Source organism: Paenibacillus luteus (assembly GCF_006542765.1).
Taxonomy (GTDB): domain Bacteria; phylum Bacillota; class Bacilli; order Paenibacillales; family Paenibacillaceae; genus Pristimantibacillus; species Pristimantibacillus luteus.
Genome location: NZ_SKCD01000008.1, coordinates 59,140 through 76,069, shown reverse-complemented (window position 1 = coordinate 76,069; position 16,930 = coordinate 59,140). Strand labels below are relative to the sequence as shown.

The 16,930-nt window shown below is 46.4% G+C and carries 14 protein-coding genes; all 14 read left to right on the top strand.

What is annotated here, in order from left to right:
• The first annotated feature begins 7 nt into the window (after positions 1–7).
• Positions 8–2,107 (top strand): polyribonucleotide nucleotidyltransferase, encoded by a 2,100-nt coding sequence (pnp, locus tag E0496_RS06020; RefSeq protein WP_141500734.1) that lies wholly within the window; start codon positions 8–10, stop codon positions 2,105–2,107.
• Between the two features lie 204 nt (positions 2,108–2,311).
• On the top strand, positions 2,312–3,313 hold the full coding sequence (locus tag E0496_RS06015; RefSeq protein WP_141500733.1) for a polysaccharide deacetylase family protein: 1,002 nt from the start codon (positions 2,312–2,314) through the stop codon (positions 3,311–3,313).
• Positions 3,314–3,438: 125 nt separating this feature from the next.
• Positions 3,439–4,707: a M16 family metallopeptidase gene (locus E0496_RS06010; protein WP_141500732.1), complete on the top strand. Its 1,269-nt coding sequence runs from the start codon at positions 3,439–3,441 to the stop codon at positions 4,705–4,707.
• Complete coding sequence (gene dut / locus E0496_RS06005; RefSeq protein ID WP_277755829.1) at positions 4,688–5,131, top strand: dUTP diphosphatase; 444 nt, start codon at positions 4,688–4,690, stop codon at positions 5,129–5,131. The genes E0496_RS06010 and dut overlap by 20 nt, the downstream gene beginning before the upstream one ends.
• Positions 5,132–5,253: 122 nt before the next feature.
• Positions 5,254–6,153 (top strand): dipicolinate synthase subunit DpsA, encoded by a 900-nt coding sequence (gene dpsA, locus E0496_RS06000; protein WP_141500730.1) that lies wholly within the window; start codon positions 5,254–5,256, stop codon positions 6,151–6,153.
• Entirely contained in the window at positions 6,150–6,737 is a 588-nt protein-coding gene (locus E0496_RS05995) for a dipicolinate synthase subunit B (RefSeq protein ID WP_141500729.1), read from the top strand. The genes dpsA and E0496_RS05995 overlap by 4 nt, the downstream gene beginning before the upstream one ends.
• Positions 6,738–6,769: 32 nt before the next feature.
• Entirely contained in the window at positions 6,770–7,804 is a 1,035-nt protein-coding gene (locus E0496_RS05990; protein ID WP_141500728.1) for an aspartate-semialdehyde dehydrogenase, read from the top strand.
• Between the two features lie 58 nt (positions 7,805–7,862).
• Positions 7,863–9,077, top strand: coding sequence for an aspartate kinase (dapG, locus tag E0496_RS05985; RefSeq protein WP_141500727.1), 1,215 nt, complete (start codon positions 7,863–7,865; stop codon positions 9,075–9,077).
• A gap of 27 nt (positions 9,078–9,104) precedes the next feature.
• Complete coding sequence (dapA, locus tag E0496_RS05980; protein WP_141500726.1) at positions 9,105–9,980, top strand: 4-hydroxy-tetrahydrodipicolinate synthase; 876 nt, start codon at positions 9,105–9,107, stop codon at positions 9,978–9,980.
• A 440-nt stretch (positions 9,981–10,420) separates the two neighbouring features.
• A complete protein-coding gene (locus E0496_RS05975) occupies positions 10,421–12,100 on the top strand; it encodes a ribonuclease J (protein WP_139998450.1) in 1,680 nt (559 codons plus the stop codon).
• Positions 12,101–12,290: 190 nt separating this feature from the next.
• A complete protein-coding gene (locus E0496_RS05970; RefSeq protein WP_141500823.1) occupies positions 12,291–13,025 on the top strand; it encodes a ClpP family protease in 735 nt (244 codons plus the stop codon).
• Positions 13,022–13,234, top strand: coding sequence for a YlzJ-like family protein (locus E0496_RS05965; RefSeq protein WP_141500725.1), 213 nt, complete (start codon positions 13,022–13,024; stop codon positions 13,232–13,234). The genes E0496_RS05970 and E0496_RS05965 overlap by 4 nt, the downstream gene beginning before the upstream one ends.
• Before the next feature lie 81 nt (positions 13,235–13,315).
• Positions 13,316–16,009 carry an FtsK/SpoIIIE family DNA translocase gene (locus E0496_RS05960; protein WP_141500724.1) on the top strand — a complete coding sequence of 898 codons (2,694 nt, stop codon included), beginning with the start codon at positions 13,316–13,318 and terminating at the stop codon, positions 16,007–16,009.
• 118 nt (positions 16,010–16,127) lie between these two features.
• Complete coding sequence (sleB, locus tag E0496_RS05955) at positions 16,128–16,916, top strand: spore cortex-lytic enzyme (RefSeq protein WP_141500723.1); 789 nt, start codon at positions 16,128–16,130, stop codon at positions 16,914–16,916.
• Positions 16,917–16,930 lie beyond the last annotated feature (14 nt).

Below are 16,930 nucleotides of genomic sequence, written 5' to 3'. Positions count from 1 at the left end.
GGATATAATGGTACAACGAATTGAGATGGAGCTAGGCGGAAGACCGCTATCCATCGAAACAGGCCGATTGGCCAAGCAAGCCAATGCTGCAGTAACTGTGCAATATGGCGATACAGTCGTATTGTGTACGGTAACAGCATCCGCAGGCCCGAAGGATTTGGATTTCTTTCCACTGACGGTTAACTACGAAGAGCGTTTGTATGCTGTCGGCAAAATTCCTGGTGGATTTATTAAACGTGAAGGCCGTCCAAGCGAGAAGGCGATTTTATCCAGCCGTCTTACGGATCGGCCTATTCGTCCGTTATTCCCTGAAGGATTCCGGAATGATGTACAAGTCATGAATATCGTCATGAGCGTTGATCAGGACTGTTCACCGGAAATCGCGGCTATGATCGGTACTTCTGCTGCATTGTCAATTTCGGATGTTCCTTTTGATGGTCCAATTGGCGGGGTTAACGTTGGGCGTGTGAACGGTCAATTCGTGATTAACCCAACTGTTGAGCAAAGCCAAGAGACGGACATTTTTGTAGTCGTTGCAGGAACTAAAGATGCGATTATGATGGTAGAAGCCGAAGCGAATGAGGTTACTGAGGCAGTGATGCTCGAAGCAATCATGTTCGGTCATGACGAAATTAAAAAAATCGTTGCAAAGATCGAGGAGCTTCAAGCGGTTGCTGGCAAGCCGAAAATGGAAGTTAAGCTACATACCGTAAATGAGCAAGTTAATGCTGATGTTCGCGCTTATGCTTCAGCTGGTTTGGTTGAAGCGATTAAGGTCGAAGAAAAGCATGCTCGCCAAGAAGCAATTGACGCTGTTAACAGCGCTGCGGTTGCCCATTTCGAAGAGCAATATATCGATACACCTGAGCTGCTTTCTGATGTTAAGGAAGTGCTTTATGATATCGTTAAGGAAGAAGTTCGTCGACTTATCTCTCATGACAAGGTTCGTCCTGATGGCCGTTCACTTGATGAAATTCGTCCAATCGACTGTGATGTTGCTATCTTGCCACGTACGCACGGAACAGGATTGTTCACGCGTGGACAAACGCAGGCACTAAGCATTTGTACACTAGGGGCAATGGGTGACGTGCAGATCTTGGACGGCATCTCGCCGGAAGAGACCAAACGTTTCATGCATCACTACAACTTCCCGCCGTTCAGCGTAGGCGAGGCTCGTCCTCTCCGTCCGCCAGGCCGCCGAGAAATTGGGCACGGTGCTCTAGGAGAGCGTGCGCTTTCCAAAGTTATTCCGTCCGAAGCAGAGTTTCCATACACGATTCGTCTAGTTTCTGAAGTGCTTGAATCAAACGGCTCGTCATCCCAAGCAAGTATTTGCGCAAGCACACTTGCGATGATGGATGCAGGGGTACCGATTAAAGCACCGGTAGCTGGGATCGCAATGGGTCTGATTAAAGATGGCGATCATTTTGCAATTCTCTCAGATATTCAAGGCATGGAGGATCATCTTGGCGATATGGACTTTAAGGTTGCAGGTACGGCTGAGGGCGTTACAGCTATCCAAATGGATATCAAAATTGCCGGCATTAACCGTGCTATCTTGGAGCAATCATTGGAACAAGCCCGTCAAGGCCGGATCTTTATCCTTGGCAAAATGTTGGAGAGCCTGCCGACGACTCGGACAAGCCTATCCAAATATGCGCCTAAAATTTTGACGCTTCGCATTAATCCGGACAAAATCCGTGATGTTATCGGCGCAGGCGGAAAAATCATTAACAAAATCATTGAAGAAACCGGCGTTAAAATCGATATCGAGCAAGACGGAATGGTATTTATCGCTTCTTCTAATGAAGAGATGAACCAAAAAGCAAAATCGATTATCGAAGGTATCGTCAAGGAAGTTGTCGTAGGTGAAATTTACCTAGGTACGGTTAAACGTGTAGAGAAGTTCGGTGCATTTGTAGAAATCCTGCCAAACAAAGATGGTTTGGTCCACATTTCGCAGTTGTCCACTGAGCGTGTAGCGAAAACCGAAGACGTCGTTAATATTGGCGATCAAATCAAGGTGAAAGTTACCGAAATTGATCAACAAGGCCGTATCAACTTGTCTGCAAAAGTACTTATGACACCTGAAGTATCCTCGCAATAATTGCAAGGACTGCAGCGAATATAAAAGCGAGACCATAAAAAGAGTCAGATTCGATCTGTCTCTTTTTGTTTTGTTTCTAGGGTGGAATAAATACGGAGGCTGTCGGCTGCATAATCTCGTCCATCATTTCATAAACATGGATTAATATGCTTCGTTAGGGTCAAGCTTTAGAAGCATGTGAGGCCGTTTATGGGAGTGTGAGAGATGTCGGTGAGAAAAGCTGCCACGATTGCTGCAAGCATGCTCATGTTAATCGTGTTTATAAGAATAAACGATGATGTATCGGGTTATCTTAGTTCCTTGAAGAATACTCCTTCAGTAGCGGTATCAACCATGCAGTTGACGTCTGAAGATGAGGAGCGTCAAAGATTGATGTCGATCATTTCAGCCGAAGCGGATCAACGCAGAATCGCTCCTGAGGATGCACGGATCGACCGGGTTTGGAAAGCCATTCCCGGTTATAACGGATTGGAAGTGGACATACCAAAGACATTGGAGGCTGCACTCAAAGAACCATCCCAATCGACGATACCGTATGTTTTCAAAGAGGTGGAACCCAAAGTTAAGTTAAATGATCTGGGGGCTTATCCGATTTATAGAGGCAATGCCAATAAAAAAATGATTTCTTTTATGATTAATGTGGCTTGGGGAAATGAATACATAGATTCTATTTTAAAATCACTAAAGCAAGAAAATGTAAAAGCGACTTTTTTTCTTGACGGCAGCTGGTTGAAGAAAAATGCGGAGATAGCTAAGCAGATCCAGGCCGAGGGCCATGAAATGTCTAATCATGCATATTCCCATCCGGATATGAGCGCTTTAAGCAGACAAGACCAATACAATCAAATAGCTAAAACAGAGGCTTTGCTAAAATCTACATTAAATGTTACGAATCGATGGTTTGCACCTCCTTCAGGTGATTTTAATTCCGCTACCGTGCAAATTGCTGCTCAGAGCGGTTTGCAAACGGTGTTGTGGACAATTGATACGGTAGATTGGAGAAAACCTCCAGCAGATTCGATCGTTCGGAAAATTGCGGCCAAACTGGAGCCTGGATCTTTAATATTAATGCATCCCACTGCATCATCGAGAGATGCGCTTCCGGGCATGATTGCTGCTGCCAAAGCGAAAGGTTATGCCATCGGTACGGTGAGTGAGACGCTATCTTCAAAGCGGATTCCTGCTGCTGTTGAGGGTACTGACTGATTCTGCTATAGTAATACCATTCATGTATATATTCACAAGCATATGATTTCAGTTTTGTACGATGGAGCTAGAACAGCAAGATAAGGAGAGCGGCTTTGCCGGACAAAACATGAGGAGGACTACTTATGAACAAATATACCCTTAGCAATGGTTTGCGCGTGGTTGTGGAATATATTCCTACAGTTAGATCCGTATCCTTCGGAATATGGGTCAAGACCGGCTCACGCTATGAAACGCCGGAAAACAACGGGATTTCGCATTTTATTGAACATATGCTCTTCAAAGGAACAGAGAAGCGAACGTCGAAGGATATCGCTGATCTATTTGACGGGATAGGCGGTAATGTTAACGCATTTACTTCGAAAGAATACACCTGTTATTTTGCAAAGGTGCTGGATGAGCATCTGCCACTAGCGGTAGATGCGCTCTCCGATATGTTTTTCAATTCACAGCTTGACGCGGAAGAGCTCGCAAAGGAAAAAAATGTGATCCTAGAGGAAATTTCCATGTACGAGGATACGCCTGATGACAAGGTCCATGATGAAGCTTCGCGCGCTGCATACGGAGATCATCCGCTTGCTTATTCCATTTTGGGGCTAGAGGAACGCTTGACGGCTATGACTTCTGAAACGCTTCGGGGTTATATGAACGATACATATACACTTGAGAATACAGTAATCAGCGTAGCAGGGAACGTAGAAGAACAAGCGCTTATCGCCTTGTTGGAAAAATATTTTGGGGGCTTTTCCAACAGCAAGCCGGCCAGTTCAATTGTAGGCGCACCCACCTTTCATGGAGATTATCTCTTTTACAAAAAGAAGACGGAGCAAAACCATTTATGCGTCTCCTTTCCGGGCTGCTCGATAACAGATTCCCATTTATACGCCATGATTTTGTTGAACAACGCATTAGGCGGTGGGATGAGCTCTAGACTATTTCAAGAGATAAGAGAGAAGCGTGGACTTGCTTATTCGGTTTATTCATACCATACTTCTTATGCCGATACGGGCTTGTTTACCCTTTACGCGGGAACGGCTCCAAAGCAAACGAAAGATGTGCTGGATCTGACAATGGAGCAAATCAATGAGCTTTCCGTTAAGGGGCTGGGTGAGGATGAATTGCACCGCGGCAAGGAGCAGCTCAAAGGCAGCTTAATTCTCAGCCTTGAGAGCACAAGCAGCCGAATGAACCGTTTAGGAAAGAATGAACTAATGCTCGGTTATCATTACACGTTGGATGAACTATTGAAACGCATCGATTCGGTTCAGATGTCGGATGTCGTTGAAGTAACGAAACGCATGCTGTCGGTTCCTTTTTCCGTAGCGATGGTTGGCTCGAATGATAAAGCAGCAGCGCAATTGGGGAGGAATCAATTTGTATCAGGTATTGTTTAAACGATTGGAAGGCAATGAGGATATTGCCATACCACAAAAAATGTCTGAATGGGCAGCTGGCTTTGATTTGCAAGCGGCGGTAGGAGACGAAGTTGTGCTCGCTCCGGGCGAACGCAAGTTGATTCCGACTGGCTTTGCTATGGCCATGCCAGGCGAGCTTGAAGCCCAAATCCGCCCACGAAGCGGATTAGCCTATAAGCATGGCATTACATGCTTGAATTCACCTGGAACCATTGATGCGGATTACCGCGGGGAGGTAAAGGTGCTCCTTGTCAATTTGGGTCAGCAGCCGTTTACTATTACGCGCGGAGAGCGGATTGCTCAAATGGTTTTCCAACTGGTGCCGTCCGTTAAGATCACAGAAGCGGATGAGCTGCCGGAAACCGTACGAGGCGCTGGTGGGTTTGGTCATACAGGCGTTTAAAACAGAATAGAGAATGAGAACAAAGATCGGGTCAACTGCCCGATCTTTTTTTCTTTTTCACCCCGCTCTGGGCGCAAGCATAAGATGATCTAGAGCTAGCAGCAAGAAAGGAGTGAAGCTTTATGCTAACAGGCGTCCATGTGCTCCTGCTTGGCGGGGATGCAAGGCAGCTAGAGGTCATACGCAAGCTGACGGAGTTGGATGCAGCCGTAACCGTCTCCGGATTTGATGGCTTGCATTCATCGCTGGATGGTGCTGTGCAGGCTGAATTCGAAGAGCAGCTGTTTGAGAACGTCGATGCACTTCTACTTCCCGCAGTGGGAACGGATGACCAAGGTCTGATCCACGCGGTATTCAGCGACCGTCAGATGCAACTGACGGAAAGCCATTTTGCAAAACTGCCAAAGCATTGCACCGTTTATACTGGGATGGCGAAACCTTATTTACGACAGCTATGCGAGCAGCACAGTCTATCAATAGTTGAGCTATTTGACCGTGATGATGTTGCAATATACAATTCCATTCCGACTGCGGAAGGCGCATTGATGATGGCGATTCAGAACACGGATATTACCATTCATGGTTCCTCCTCCATGGTACTCGGATTCGGCAGGACCGGCTTTACTATGGCCCGAACGCTGCAAGGCTTAGGGTCAAAAGTGAAGGTTGGCGTTCGTCGATCGGAGCAGTTTGCAAGGGCTTCTGAAATGGGTTTTGAGCCTTTTTACATCAGTGGTTTGTTGCAGCATGTAAGCAATATTGACTTGCTTTTTAATACAATTCCGACTATGATAGTCACAGCACAAATTATCGCAAATTTACCTTCGCGGGCCGTAATAATCGACCTCGCTTCGAAGCCTGGCGGAACGGATTTTCGCTTTGCGGAGAAGCGTGGAATTAAAGCGATGCTTGCACCCGGACTTCCCGGTATCGTTGCACCCAAAACAGCTGGACGTATTATGGCGGATTGTTTAACTCAGTTGATTTTGGACGATACGATTAAGCGGGGGAATGGGATATGAATTGGTCTGGAATAACAGTGGGCTATGCTTTGTCTGGCTCACACTGTACGTTTGCTGAGGTTATGCCTGAGATCAAGCGGTTTGTCGATGCAGGTGCGAATGTCGTGCCGATCGTCTCAAATACGCTTATGACGACGGATACCCGCTTCGGAAAGTCGGAAGACTGGCAGACACAGTTGAAAGATATTACGGGAAATGAGCTTATTTCGACGATTGTGCAAGCAGAGCCACTAGGCCCTTCCAAGCTGCTTGATGTACTTGTTATTGCGCCATGTACGGGCAATACGACAAGCAGACTGGCCAATGCGATAACCGATAGCGCCGTTCTAATGGCTGCGAAAGCGCAAATGCGTAATGGTCGGCCGCTGGTGCTTGCCATTTCAACTAATGATGGACTCGGTTTGAATGCTGCTAACATAGCGAAGCTATTGGTGGCTAAACATATTTATTTCGTTCCGTTTGGCCAAGATAACCCGGTGCAGAAGCCTAACTCGCTCGTTGCCAGAATGGATTTGGTTTTGGAAGCATGTGAAGCAGCCCTTGCGGGCAAACAACTGCAGCCTTTGCTGGTCGAACGGCATTAGCTCACACGTCACAAAGGGGGAGACGACAACAAATGTCGCAACAGAAATTGTTTAATGTTGCTGTAGTAGGAGCAACAGGCGCAGTAGGGGAACAAATATTAAAATTACTCGAGTCCCGAAACTTTCCTATTAACAAACTTAAGCTATTATCTTCTGCGCGTTCAGCAGGCACCAAAATAACGTTTAAAGGCGAAGAGCTTACGGTTCAGGAAGCTACTCCGGATAGCTTTAAAGGTATTGAGATTGCTTTGTTTAGCGCAGGCGGCGATGTGTCGAAATCTCTTGCTCCCCACGCCGTGGAGCACGGTGCCGTTTGTATCGACAACACCAATGCATATCGCATGGACATTAATACGCCGCTTGTCGTTCCAGAGGTGAATATAGAGAAGATTAGCGAACATAAGGGCATTATCGCTAATCCAAACTGTTCTACCATTCAAATGGTTACAGCGCTTAAGCCGCTTCAAGACCGGTTTGGCATCTCGCGCATCATTGTTTCCACTTACCAAGCTGTATCAGGTGCTGGAAGCCTAGCTATTGATGAAATGCTGCGTCAGACGCAAGCTTCTTTGAATGGCGAGGATATAAAGCCCTCCATATTGCCTGTTGGATCATTGCCGGTCAAGCATCAAATCGCATTCAATGCGATTCCACAAATCGACAAGTTCCAAGAGAATGGCTATACGCTTGAGGAAATGAAGATGGTTAATGAAACGAAAAAAATTATGGATGACGAGTCTATTGAGGTGACAGCTACTTGCGTACGCATTCCTGTCATTTACGGTCATTCCGAATCTTTATATGTAGAGCTTAAAAACGACTACGATTTGGAAGAGGTTAAGCAGCTGCTGGCAGATGCACCGGGTGTTACACTCGTTGACGACCCAGCAAACCAGCAATACCCTCTTGCGACTGACGCTGCCGGCATGCCGGACGTATTTGTTGGTCGCTTAAGACGCGATCTCGGTCTCGAGCGCGGACTTAATATGTGGATAGTATCCGATAACCTGCTCAAAGGCGCAGCATGGAATGCCGTACAAATCGCAGAACACATCGCAAAAGGTTAATGTATTAAGATAGGGTAATTTGCAGCTTCTTTCTGGATCGATCTTGGAGGATAAGTTCATGCGCATCCTGATTCAAAAATTCGGGGGCACCTCTTTATCTACCGATCACGCCAGAGAACATGTTATCCATCACATTAGCAGAGAACGCGGTAATGGCTTTGCTGTTGTTGTCGTTGTTTCAGCAATGGGCCGCAAGGGTGACCCTTACGCAACGGATACCCTTTTGCAGCTCATTCGAGATAACGGGGACAGCCTGCCGATGCGTGAGCGGGATATGCTGCTAGGCTGCGGAGAATTAATTTCCGCAGCCGCTTTATGCAGCTTGGCTCTAGCAAACGGTATTCCTTCTGTCGTTTTAACCGGCGGACAGGCGGGCATTATTACTGACGAACAATATGGGCAAGCCCGAATTAAAGAGGTTGTTCCAGATAAGGTACTCAGATATTTGCGTACAGGCTCAGTCGTCATTGTTACTGGATTTCAAGGAAGCACAGCGCAAGGTGAAACAACCACGCTTGGTCGCGGTGGCAGTGATACATCAGCTACGGCATTAGGCGCTGCGCTGCGCGCCGAGATGGTAGACATCTACACCGATGTAAACGGCATTTTGACAGCTGATCCACGAATTGTTGAGCAAGCGAAGCCGCTGCCTGTCGTTAGCTATGCCGAGATTTGCAATATGGCTAGGCAAGGCGCTAAAGTGATTCATCCACGTGCCGTGGAAATTGCTCAGCAAGCCCGTGTACCGCTTCGTGTCCGCTCGACCTTTTCAACCGAGACAGGCACTTTGGTAACGGATTCGGCCGAGCTTAGAGCAGAGCTAATTGTTAAAGATCGTCATGTAACGGGCATTGCCCATGTATCCGGTATAACACAAATATCGGTAAAGGCGATAGAAGGCCGAAATGATGTGCAGCTGCAGGTGTTTCAATCCATGGCAAAACATCATATTAGTGTTGATTTTATTAATGTAACGCCTAGCGGCGCAATTTATACTGTATTCGATCGGGATGCTGAGCGTGCCGTTCAGGTATTGAAGGATTGCGGTTTTTCACCGGCTGCCATTAATGGCTGTGCCAAAGTATCCGTAATTGGCGGAGGAATGAACGGAGAACCTGGCGTTATGGCGCGCATCGTGGAAGCGCTGACGGAGCAAGGGATTTCAATTATGCAATCCGCTGATTCTAATACAACGATTTGGGTGCTTGTACGAGAAGCAGATATGGCGAAGGCACTTCGCTCTCTGCATGCGAAGTTCGAGCTTCATCGATAGAGAGCAACACTTATAGGAGGAATTCAGATGGAATTTGGAAGATTAATTACCGCGATGGTAACCCCATTCGATGCGGACGGTCAGATTGATTGGCAAACGACAGGCCGATTGATTGATTATTTAATTGAGGAACAGCAAAGCGATAGTCTTGTCGTTTCAGGCACTACGGGCGAATCGCCGACGCTGTCTGATGAAGAGAAGCTGGAGCTGTTCCGATTTTCTGTCAAGCATGCGAATGGACGTTGCAAGATTATTGCCGGTACGGGCAGCAACAACACGGCCCATTCCATCCATTTGACGCAAGAAGCGGAGGCTGCCGGCGTTGACGGCATTCTGCTTGTAGCGCCGTATTACAATCGTCCGAGCCAAGAGGGATTATTCCAGCACTTTAAGGCTGTGGCAGAGGCAACAGCGCTGCCGGTTATTTTATATAACGTAGAAGGTCGCACTGGCGTGAACATCTCTGTAGAAACAACGCTTCGTTTGGCGCAAATCGATAATGTTGTAGCGACGAAGGATTGTGCTTCCATTGAACAGCTCATACAAATTGTGAGCGGTGCTCCCGCAGACTTTAAAGTTTATAGCGGAGATGACGGCGCAACACTGCCAGCACTAGCTGTGGGAGGCTACGGCATTATTAGTGTTGCAAGCCATATTATCGGTGCAGAAATGAAAGAGTTGATTGAAGCCTATGTCAGTGGGAATGTGAAGGAAGCTGCTTTGATCAATGGACGAATATTTCCAATTTTCAAAGGGTTGTTTTATTGTCCGCATCCGGTTCCTAATCCAGTCGCAGTAAAATATGCACTTGGCCTAAAAGATTTGCCAGTGGGCGGAGTTAGACTTCCGCTGGTTACAGTGAACGAGGCAGAAGCCGCATTCTTACGCAATTTACTCGCTTAAATAGACGTTTTTGTTGCCTGCAGCCGGTGCGTCCAGCATCGGTTTTATTTTTTTGGGTAGCATAGGGGATAACAGCTTTATCGGGTTTCACTTGTATTCCAGCTTTTTCTTCATGTATAATGAGTTCAAGTGACTGGGTGCGGCAAATATTTGGAAATGAACTTAACGTCAGAGCGGCATCTGACGAAACAAAGACATACTTGAAAATAGTTCGGCATCTCAACACAAAATGGAGCAGTCTTAAGCGAATTTTGCTTTTCCATAGGTAGACAAGACTTAAGGGACCGAATAGGTTCACTATTTCAATAAGTTTGGCCAAGAACACAACACATGATCACCGTTTCTAAAATGTTAGCGAAGCGCTTATTGCTTCACCAAATCTAAGAAGATGCTTACGAAGCAGCTATTGCTTCGCAAAATTTTAAGGAGGAAAGATACACTTGTCTAAGAAGAACAACCAAGATAAACTGCTCATTTTTGCACTAGGCGGAGTAGGCGAAATCGGAAAAAATATGTACGTCATCCAGTATAACAATGACATTGTTGTTGTAGATTCGGGCTTGAAGTTTCCAGAAGAGGACATGCTCGGCATTGATATCGTAATTCCGGATATTTCGTATTTAACAGAAAATCGCGATAAGGTTCGCGGAATTATTATTACGCACGGACATGAGGATCATATTGGCGGATTGCCATACGTACTGAAAAGCTTGAACGTTCCACTCTATGCTACCAAACTTACACTTGGACTCATTGAAGGTAAATTGAAGGAAGCGGGCTTGCTTGGGGAAACCAAACGTATTCTCATCAATGCAGACAGCGAAATTCAATTAGGAACGATTCGCGCTTCCTTCTTCAGAACGAACCACAGTATCCCGGATTCCGTTGGGGTTAGCCTCGATACGCCGGAAGGCACGGTCGTCCACACAGGAGACTTTAAGTTCGACCATACTCCGGTTAATGAACAATTCGCTGACTTGCAGCGCATTGCAGAAATTGGTAAACGAGGCGTTCTGGCTCTTCTATCAGACAGTACAAATGCTGAGCGTCCTGGCTATACGCCATCGGAAGCACAAGTTGGCGACAATCTTGAGGATATTTTCCGTAAATCATCCCAGCGCGTGGTTGTTGCGACATTCGCTTCAAATGTACACCGGATTCAACAAATCATCAATGCAGCCATCGCAACACGCCGCAAAATAGCTGTTGTAGGCCGCAGCATGGTAAACGTGGTTGGCATTGCATCTGACCTTGGTTACTTGAATATCCCTGAAGGCATGATTATTGAGCCGGAAGAAGTAAATAAATTAGCTGCCGATCGTGTTGTCATTTTGTGTACAGGCAGTCAAGGCGAACCGATGTCGGCACTTACACGCATGGCGCGTTCGACACACCGCAAAGTTGACATTTTGCCTGGCGATACGGTCATTATTGCCGCAACGCCAATTCCAGGTAACGAGCGTTACGTAGGCCGTACGGTTGATGAACTGTTCCGCTTGGGCGCAAACGTTATCTATGGAAATGGTTCTGTATCCGGAGTACACGTTTCTGGACATGGTAGCCAAGAAGAATTGAAGCTTATGCTGAACCTGATCAAACCAAAATATTTCATTCCAATTCATGGTGAATACCGTATGCTTCGTCAACATGCGAAGCTGGGTGAAGCGATTGGAATCGAACGTGAAAATATATTCGTCATCGATAATGGTGACACTGTCGAGTTCCAAAACGGCGCTGGCCGCAAGGGCTCGAAAGTACAAGCTGGCAACGTATTGATTGATGGCTTAGGCGTCGGTGATGTTGGTAATATCGTACTTCGTGACCGTAAGCTGTTGTCACAGGACGGCATATTGGTAGTTGTCGTTACGTTAAGCAAGCAAGACGGAGCAATTTTATCGGGTCCAGACATTATTTCTCGTGGATTCGTGTATGTTCGTGAATCTGAAGGTTTGCTTGATGAAGCTAACCGAATTGTAACATCAACGTTAACTCGCTTAATGAATGATAAAGTAAATGAATGGGCATCGCTCAAAACGAACGTTAAGGATGCGCTTGGACGCTTTTTGTACGAGCAAACCAGACGTCGCCCAATGATTTTGCCAATCATTATGGAAGTATAAACAAGCTAACAAAGCTTATCGAGAATCGCTTGCCCATCCCGCCATTGCCGCGGCGGATGCAAGCGATTCTTTTTTTGTGCAAGGCCATGGCAGCTTATGACCGTTTTTGTATAAATTCGGCGTTAGACCTCATACTATGACGAGCAATATTTCATTAAGAGGGGGACTGTACATGTATTGGAATACAAAAATGGATGTTACCTCAGAACAGCCGGAACCGAATGTGGATGAGAAAAGAAAGATGAATGCTGTTGTCGAAACGATCCAACAGCTTGGTCAGACGAGCGCACCTGCACTGACGGAATCCAATATATTTTGCATGACAATTATTGGTCAGGTGGAGGGACATCTGGTATTGCCTCCGCAAAATAAGACGACCAAATATGAGCATCTTATTCCACAACTGGTTGCCGCAGAACAAAACCATAAAATCGAAGGTGTCTTCATTATCCTTAATACGGTTGGCGGCGACGTGGAAGCGGGACTTGCCATTGCAGAAATGATTTCGTCTCTTTCCAAGCCAACCGTAACGCTTGTCCTTGGCGGAGGGCATTCGATTGGTGTACCAATTGCAGTTGCGGGTGACATGTCGTTTATTGCAGAGACAGCGACAATGACGATACATCCGATCCGATTAAACGGATTAGTCATCGGTGTACCGCAAACCTTTGAATATTTGGACAAGATGCAGGAGCGCGTTGTCCGTTTCGTGACCTCCCACTCGAATGTCACGGAGCACACCTTTAAAGAGCTCATGTTTAAGACGGGCGAGCTCACCCGGGATATTGGGACGACGGTGATTGGCTCTGATGCTGTAAAGCATGGATTAATTGATGCGGTAGGCGGTCTAGGTGAAGCGCTGAAAGAATTAAATCGAAGGATTGATTCTTCGAAAGCAGGTAGAATAGCGGTGAACAGCGTATGACGATATATACGAATATGCCCCTTGAGCTGGTGTTTGAGGGCTTAAATGATGAGTCCGTGCAAATACAGGAGGTTTGGTCCAGCGGAGTAAGGATGCAAGTAACGCCACTTGCACCCGGAATGGGGAAAATTGTACGTTTAATTGATTGCAGCCTGAACGATTATTTAAACCCAAATCTCATGCCTGGGATGATTGTGCATTACAAATAAAGTGCAAACGGATGTTCGTACGAATGTCTCATAGGCACATTTGTCCACCTATGGTATAATCTTTTACCAGAGGTGACGAAATTGGCCAAGAAAAAGAGAAGAAAAAAATCAATTGGAACTAATTTAAAATACGAAGTATATGGCATACTGCTGATTACCATTTCAATTATCGCGCTTTCGGGAGAGGCGGCCGTCGGGCGTTCGTTATCTAAGCTCTTCGGTCTTGTGCTAGGCAAATTTTATTTTGTGCTGGCTATCATTGGCATTGTTGTTGGGCTTATTGTAATGGTGAAGAGAGCTTGGCCTAGGGGATGGACAAACCGGCGAACTGGCATGCTTATCCTCGTACTGGCTTTTACACTAATGAGCTCAATATCCGAGATTGAACACAAGCTGAGTCCAACGACAGATTTGACGGGAACGCTTATTTTTAGACAATTGAGCAGTGATTTGCAATTATCTTTAATCAGCGTTCCCGCCGAAAATGATTTGCCTATTCGTGATAAAGAGATTAGCGGTGGATATGTTGGTGCTATTCAATATTCCTTGCTGTTTTCCTTATTCGGCTATTATGGTGCAAAGCTCATTATGTTTGTAATGTTTGCTATTTCAATCATGCTGATGACCGGTAAATCCTACGTAGAGCTAGGTAGATTACTTAGTACGCGTGCGGTCCGTATGTTCAAGCTCCTTGGGGTGAAATGGGAGAAAAGGGCATCTCAAAGAGCTGCGGCTGCAGCTTTTGCAAATGCAAATGCAAGCACAGCGGGCTCAGATGACGATGACACCATTGATGATGATGATCACGAAGGCTATGTGGCATCCCCTTCTAAGAAGAAACGATCGTTGTTTTACTCATGGAGACAAGATAACCAGCGCGAGCAGCAAGTCAAACCGGATGATGAACCGGATGAATGGGTTTTTGAGCCGGATATTGCTGGAAGCTCCGCGGGAACTAAGCCAGCTTGGCAAAATGATCTAGAACCGCCATGGGAGAAGCTGAACGAAGAGATACATAACGATAGCAACGATATAGATGTAATGCAAGATCATACTGCACCATGGGAAAATACCGGGGATGGATTAATTACCGATCAAGGGTTAAATCCGCCTCAAACGGATGAGCCTTGGAGGGAAGCTTACGGTGAAAATGTGCCAAGCGATCTGATAAGGGACGAGGTATCTGTTGATGATACAATATCAGATGATCAAGAGGAAGATTTGGATTCGGATGAATCCATGGACTTGCCAGAAATCGCTGCCGAGGGCTCTGAAGCATTGTTAATGGAAGAAAGCTTGATTCAGTCTGCGCCTAAACGGCCGATAGCTGACATCGAGGAAAACACCGCCAAGCCATACTTGCTGCCGCCGTTCTCCTTGCTTACTAAACCTAGCTTAATAGGTAAAAACGCAGATGCTTCGGATATGTACGACTCGCGCAGAAAGCTGGAAGCGACGCTGGAGAGCTTTGGCGTACGTGCTAAGGTGCTTGACGTGGTCCGAGGACCTGCTGTAACCCGTTACGAGGTACAGCCTGCTACAGGCGTAAAGGTTAGCCGTATCGTCGGCTTAACGGATGATATCGCTCTTGCTCTCGCCGCCAAGGATATACGAATGGAAGCGCCAATACCGGGTAAGTCGGCGATTGGAATTGAAGTGCCGAATATGGAGGTTTCCGTCGTGACGATGCGGGAGGTTATGGAGACGGCCACTTTCCAAAATGCAACGTCCAAATTATCGATCGCATTCGGAAGAGATATCTCCGGTCAAACCATAGTAGGGAATCTGGCAAAAATGCCCCATTTGCTTGTAGCTGGAGCAACAGGTTCAGGAAAGTCAGTATGTATTAACGGAATTATTACGAGCATTTTATACAAGGCAACGCCAGAGGAAGTTAAATTTCTGATGATCGATCCGAAAATGGTTGAATTGAATGTATACAACGGAATTCCTCATTTGCTCGCTCCAGTTGTCACCAACCCTAAGCGTGCCTCGCTGGCGCTGAAGAAGATTGTAGTTGAGATGGAAAGCCGCTATGAGCTTTTCTCTAAATCAGCAACGAGAAATATCGAGGGCTATAATACCTTGATGGCAGACAATCCGGCAGCGGTTTTGCCTTACATCGTGGTCATCGTGGACGAGCTTGCGGATTTGATGATGGTTGCCGCTAATGATGTTGAGGATTCTATTGCAAGGCTTGCGCAAATGGCGCGTGCCGCAGGAATCCATCTGATTATCGCAACGCAGCGCCCATCAGTTGATGTTATTACGGGTGTCATTAAAGCTAATATTCCATCCCGTATCGCGTTTGGCGTATCATCGCAGGTAGATTCGCGGACAATCTTGGACATGGTGGGGGCGGAAAAACTGCTTGGACGCGGCGATATGTTGTTCTTGCCGGTAGGAATGTCTAAGCCCATAAGGGTACAAGGTGCTTTCCTCTCTGACCAGGAGGTAGAGACGCTGGTCAATTACTCTCGCGGCCAAGCGGAAGCTGAATATAAAGAGGATCTTGTGCCTGAGCTTGAGGAAGAGACAACTGATGGAAATGAAGCGGTAGATGAGCTGTATGATCAAGCCGTTCAAATTATATTAGATGCAAAGCAGGCTTCCGTTTCCCTGCTGCAGCGTCGAATGCGAATCGGTTATACGAGGGCAGCCCGATTGATTGACCAAATGGAGGCCCGATCTATCGTTGGTCCGTATGAAGGCAGCAAGCCTCGGGAAGTGCTAATAACGATGGATGAATTTCAGGCAGGCCGAGCAAGCTCGTAATTTCCGTAGTTAGCAGATAGCGGAATATTGTGCATAGAAGCGGGGCGAATTTCTCATACTAAAGTTAGGTAACGCTACCTTAAGCGAACTAACTTGCATGAGAAAGGCAGATCCCAACATGAGAAATCGTTTGATACTATTGACCTCGATTATCGTGCTGCTGTTGTTCGGCTCCTTTTCCTTGCTCCGTGGAGAGCATAACGAGGCAACAGAAACGTTCAGCAATGCTACCTTAACGGTAGGATCATCAGGTCAGGATGTGTATGAATTGCAAGGAAGACTTAAGCATCTCGGTTATTTTAACGGGAATGTAGATGGGAAGTTTGGAGCTGCAACGAAAGGTGCTGTATCGTGGTTTCAGTGGAAATTCGGACTAAAATCGGATGGTGTAGCTGGCTCGAAGACAAAGCTTAAGTTGTGGGAAGCTACAAAAACCTGGAAGCCAACAGCTGCAACTACGACTCCTGCTTCAAATTCCGGATCGAGCGGGAAAGAGAACGATAGCTCAACTGGAAATAAAACAGACATCGCAAAGTCTAATCGTCTGGGATTGACGGAAAATGATTTGAAAATGATGGCAAATGCAGTCTATGGCGAGTCCCGCGGTGAACCTTACGAGGGTCAGGTGGCTGTAGCAGCCGTTATTATCAATCGTTTGAAATCTCAAAGCTTTCCCAATACGATCTATGGTGTCATTTTTCAGCCAGGTGCCTTTACGGCAGTAGCTGACGGGCAGATTTGGCTAACGCCAAACGCGAAAGCCAGAGAGGCTGTGGAGGATGCTATTAATGGTTGGGATCCTTCAGGCGGCTGCATTTACTATTTTAATCCGGACACTGCAACCTCCAAATGGATCTGGACGCGGACGCAAATCAAAACGATTGGCAAACACATATTTTGTATGTAACTATAAGGCTTTTT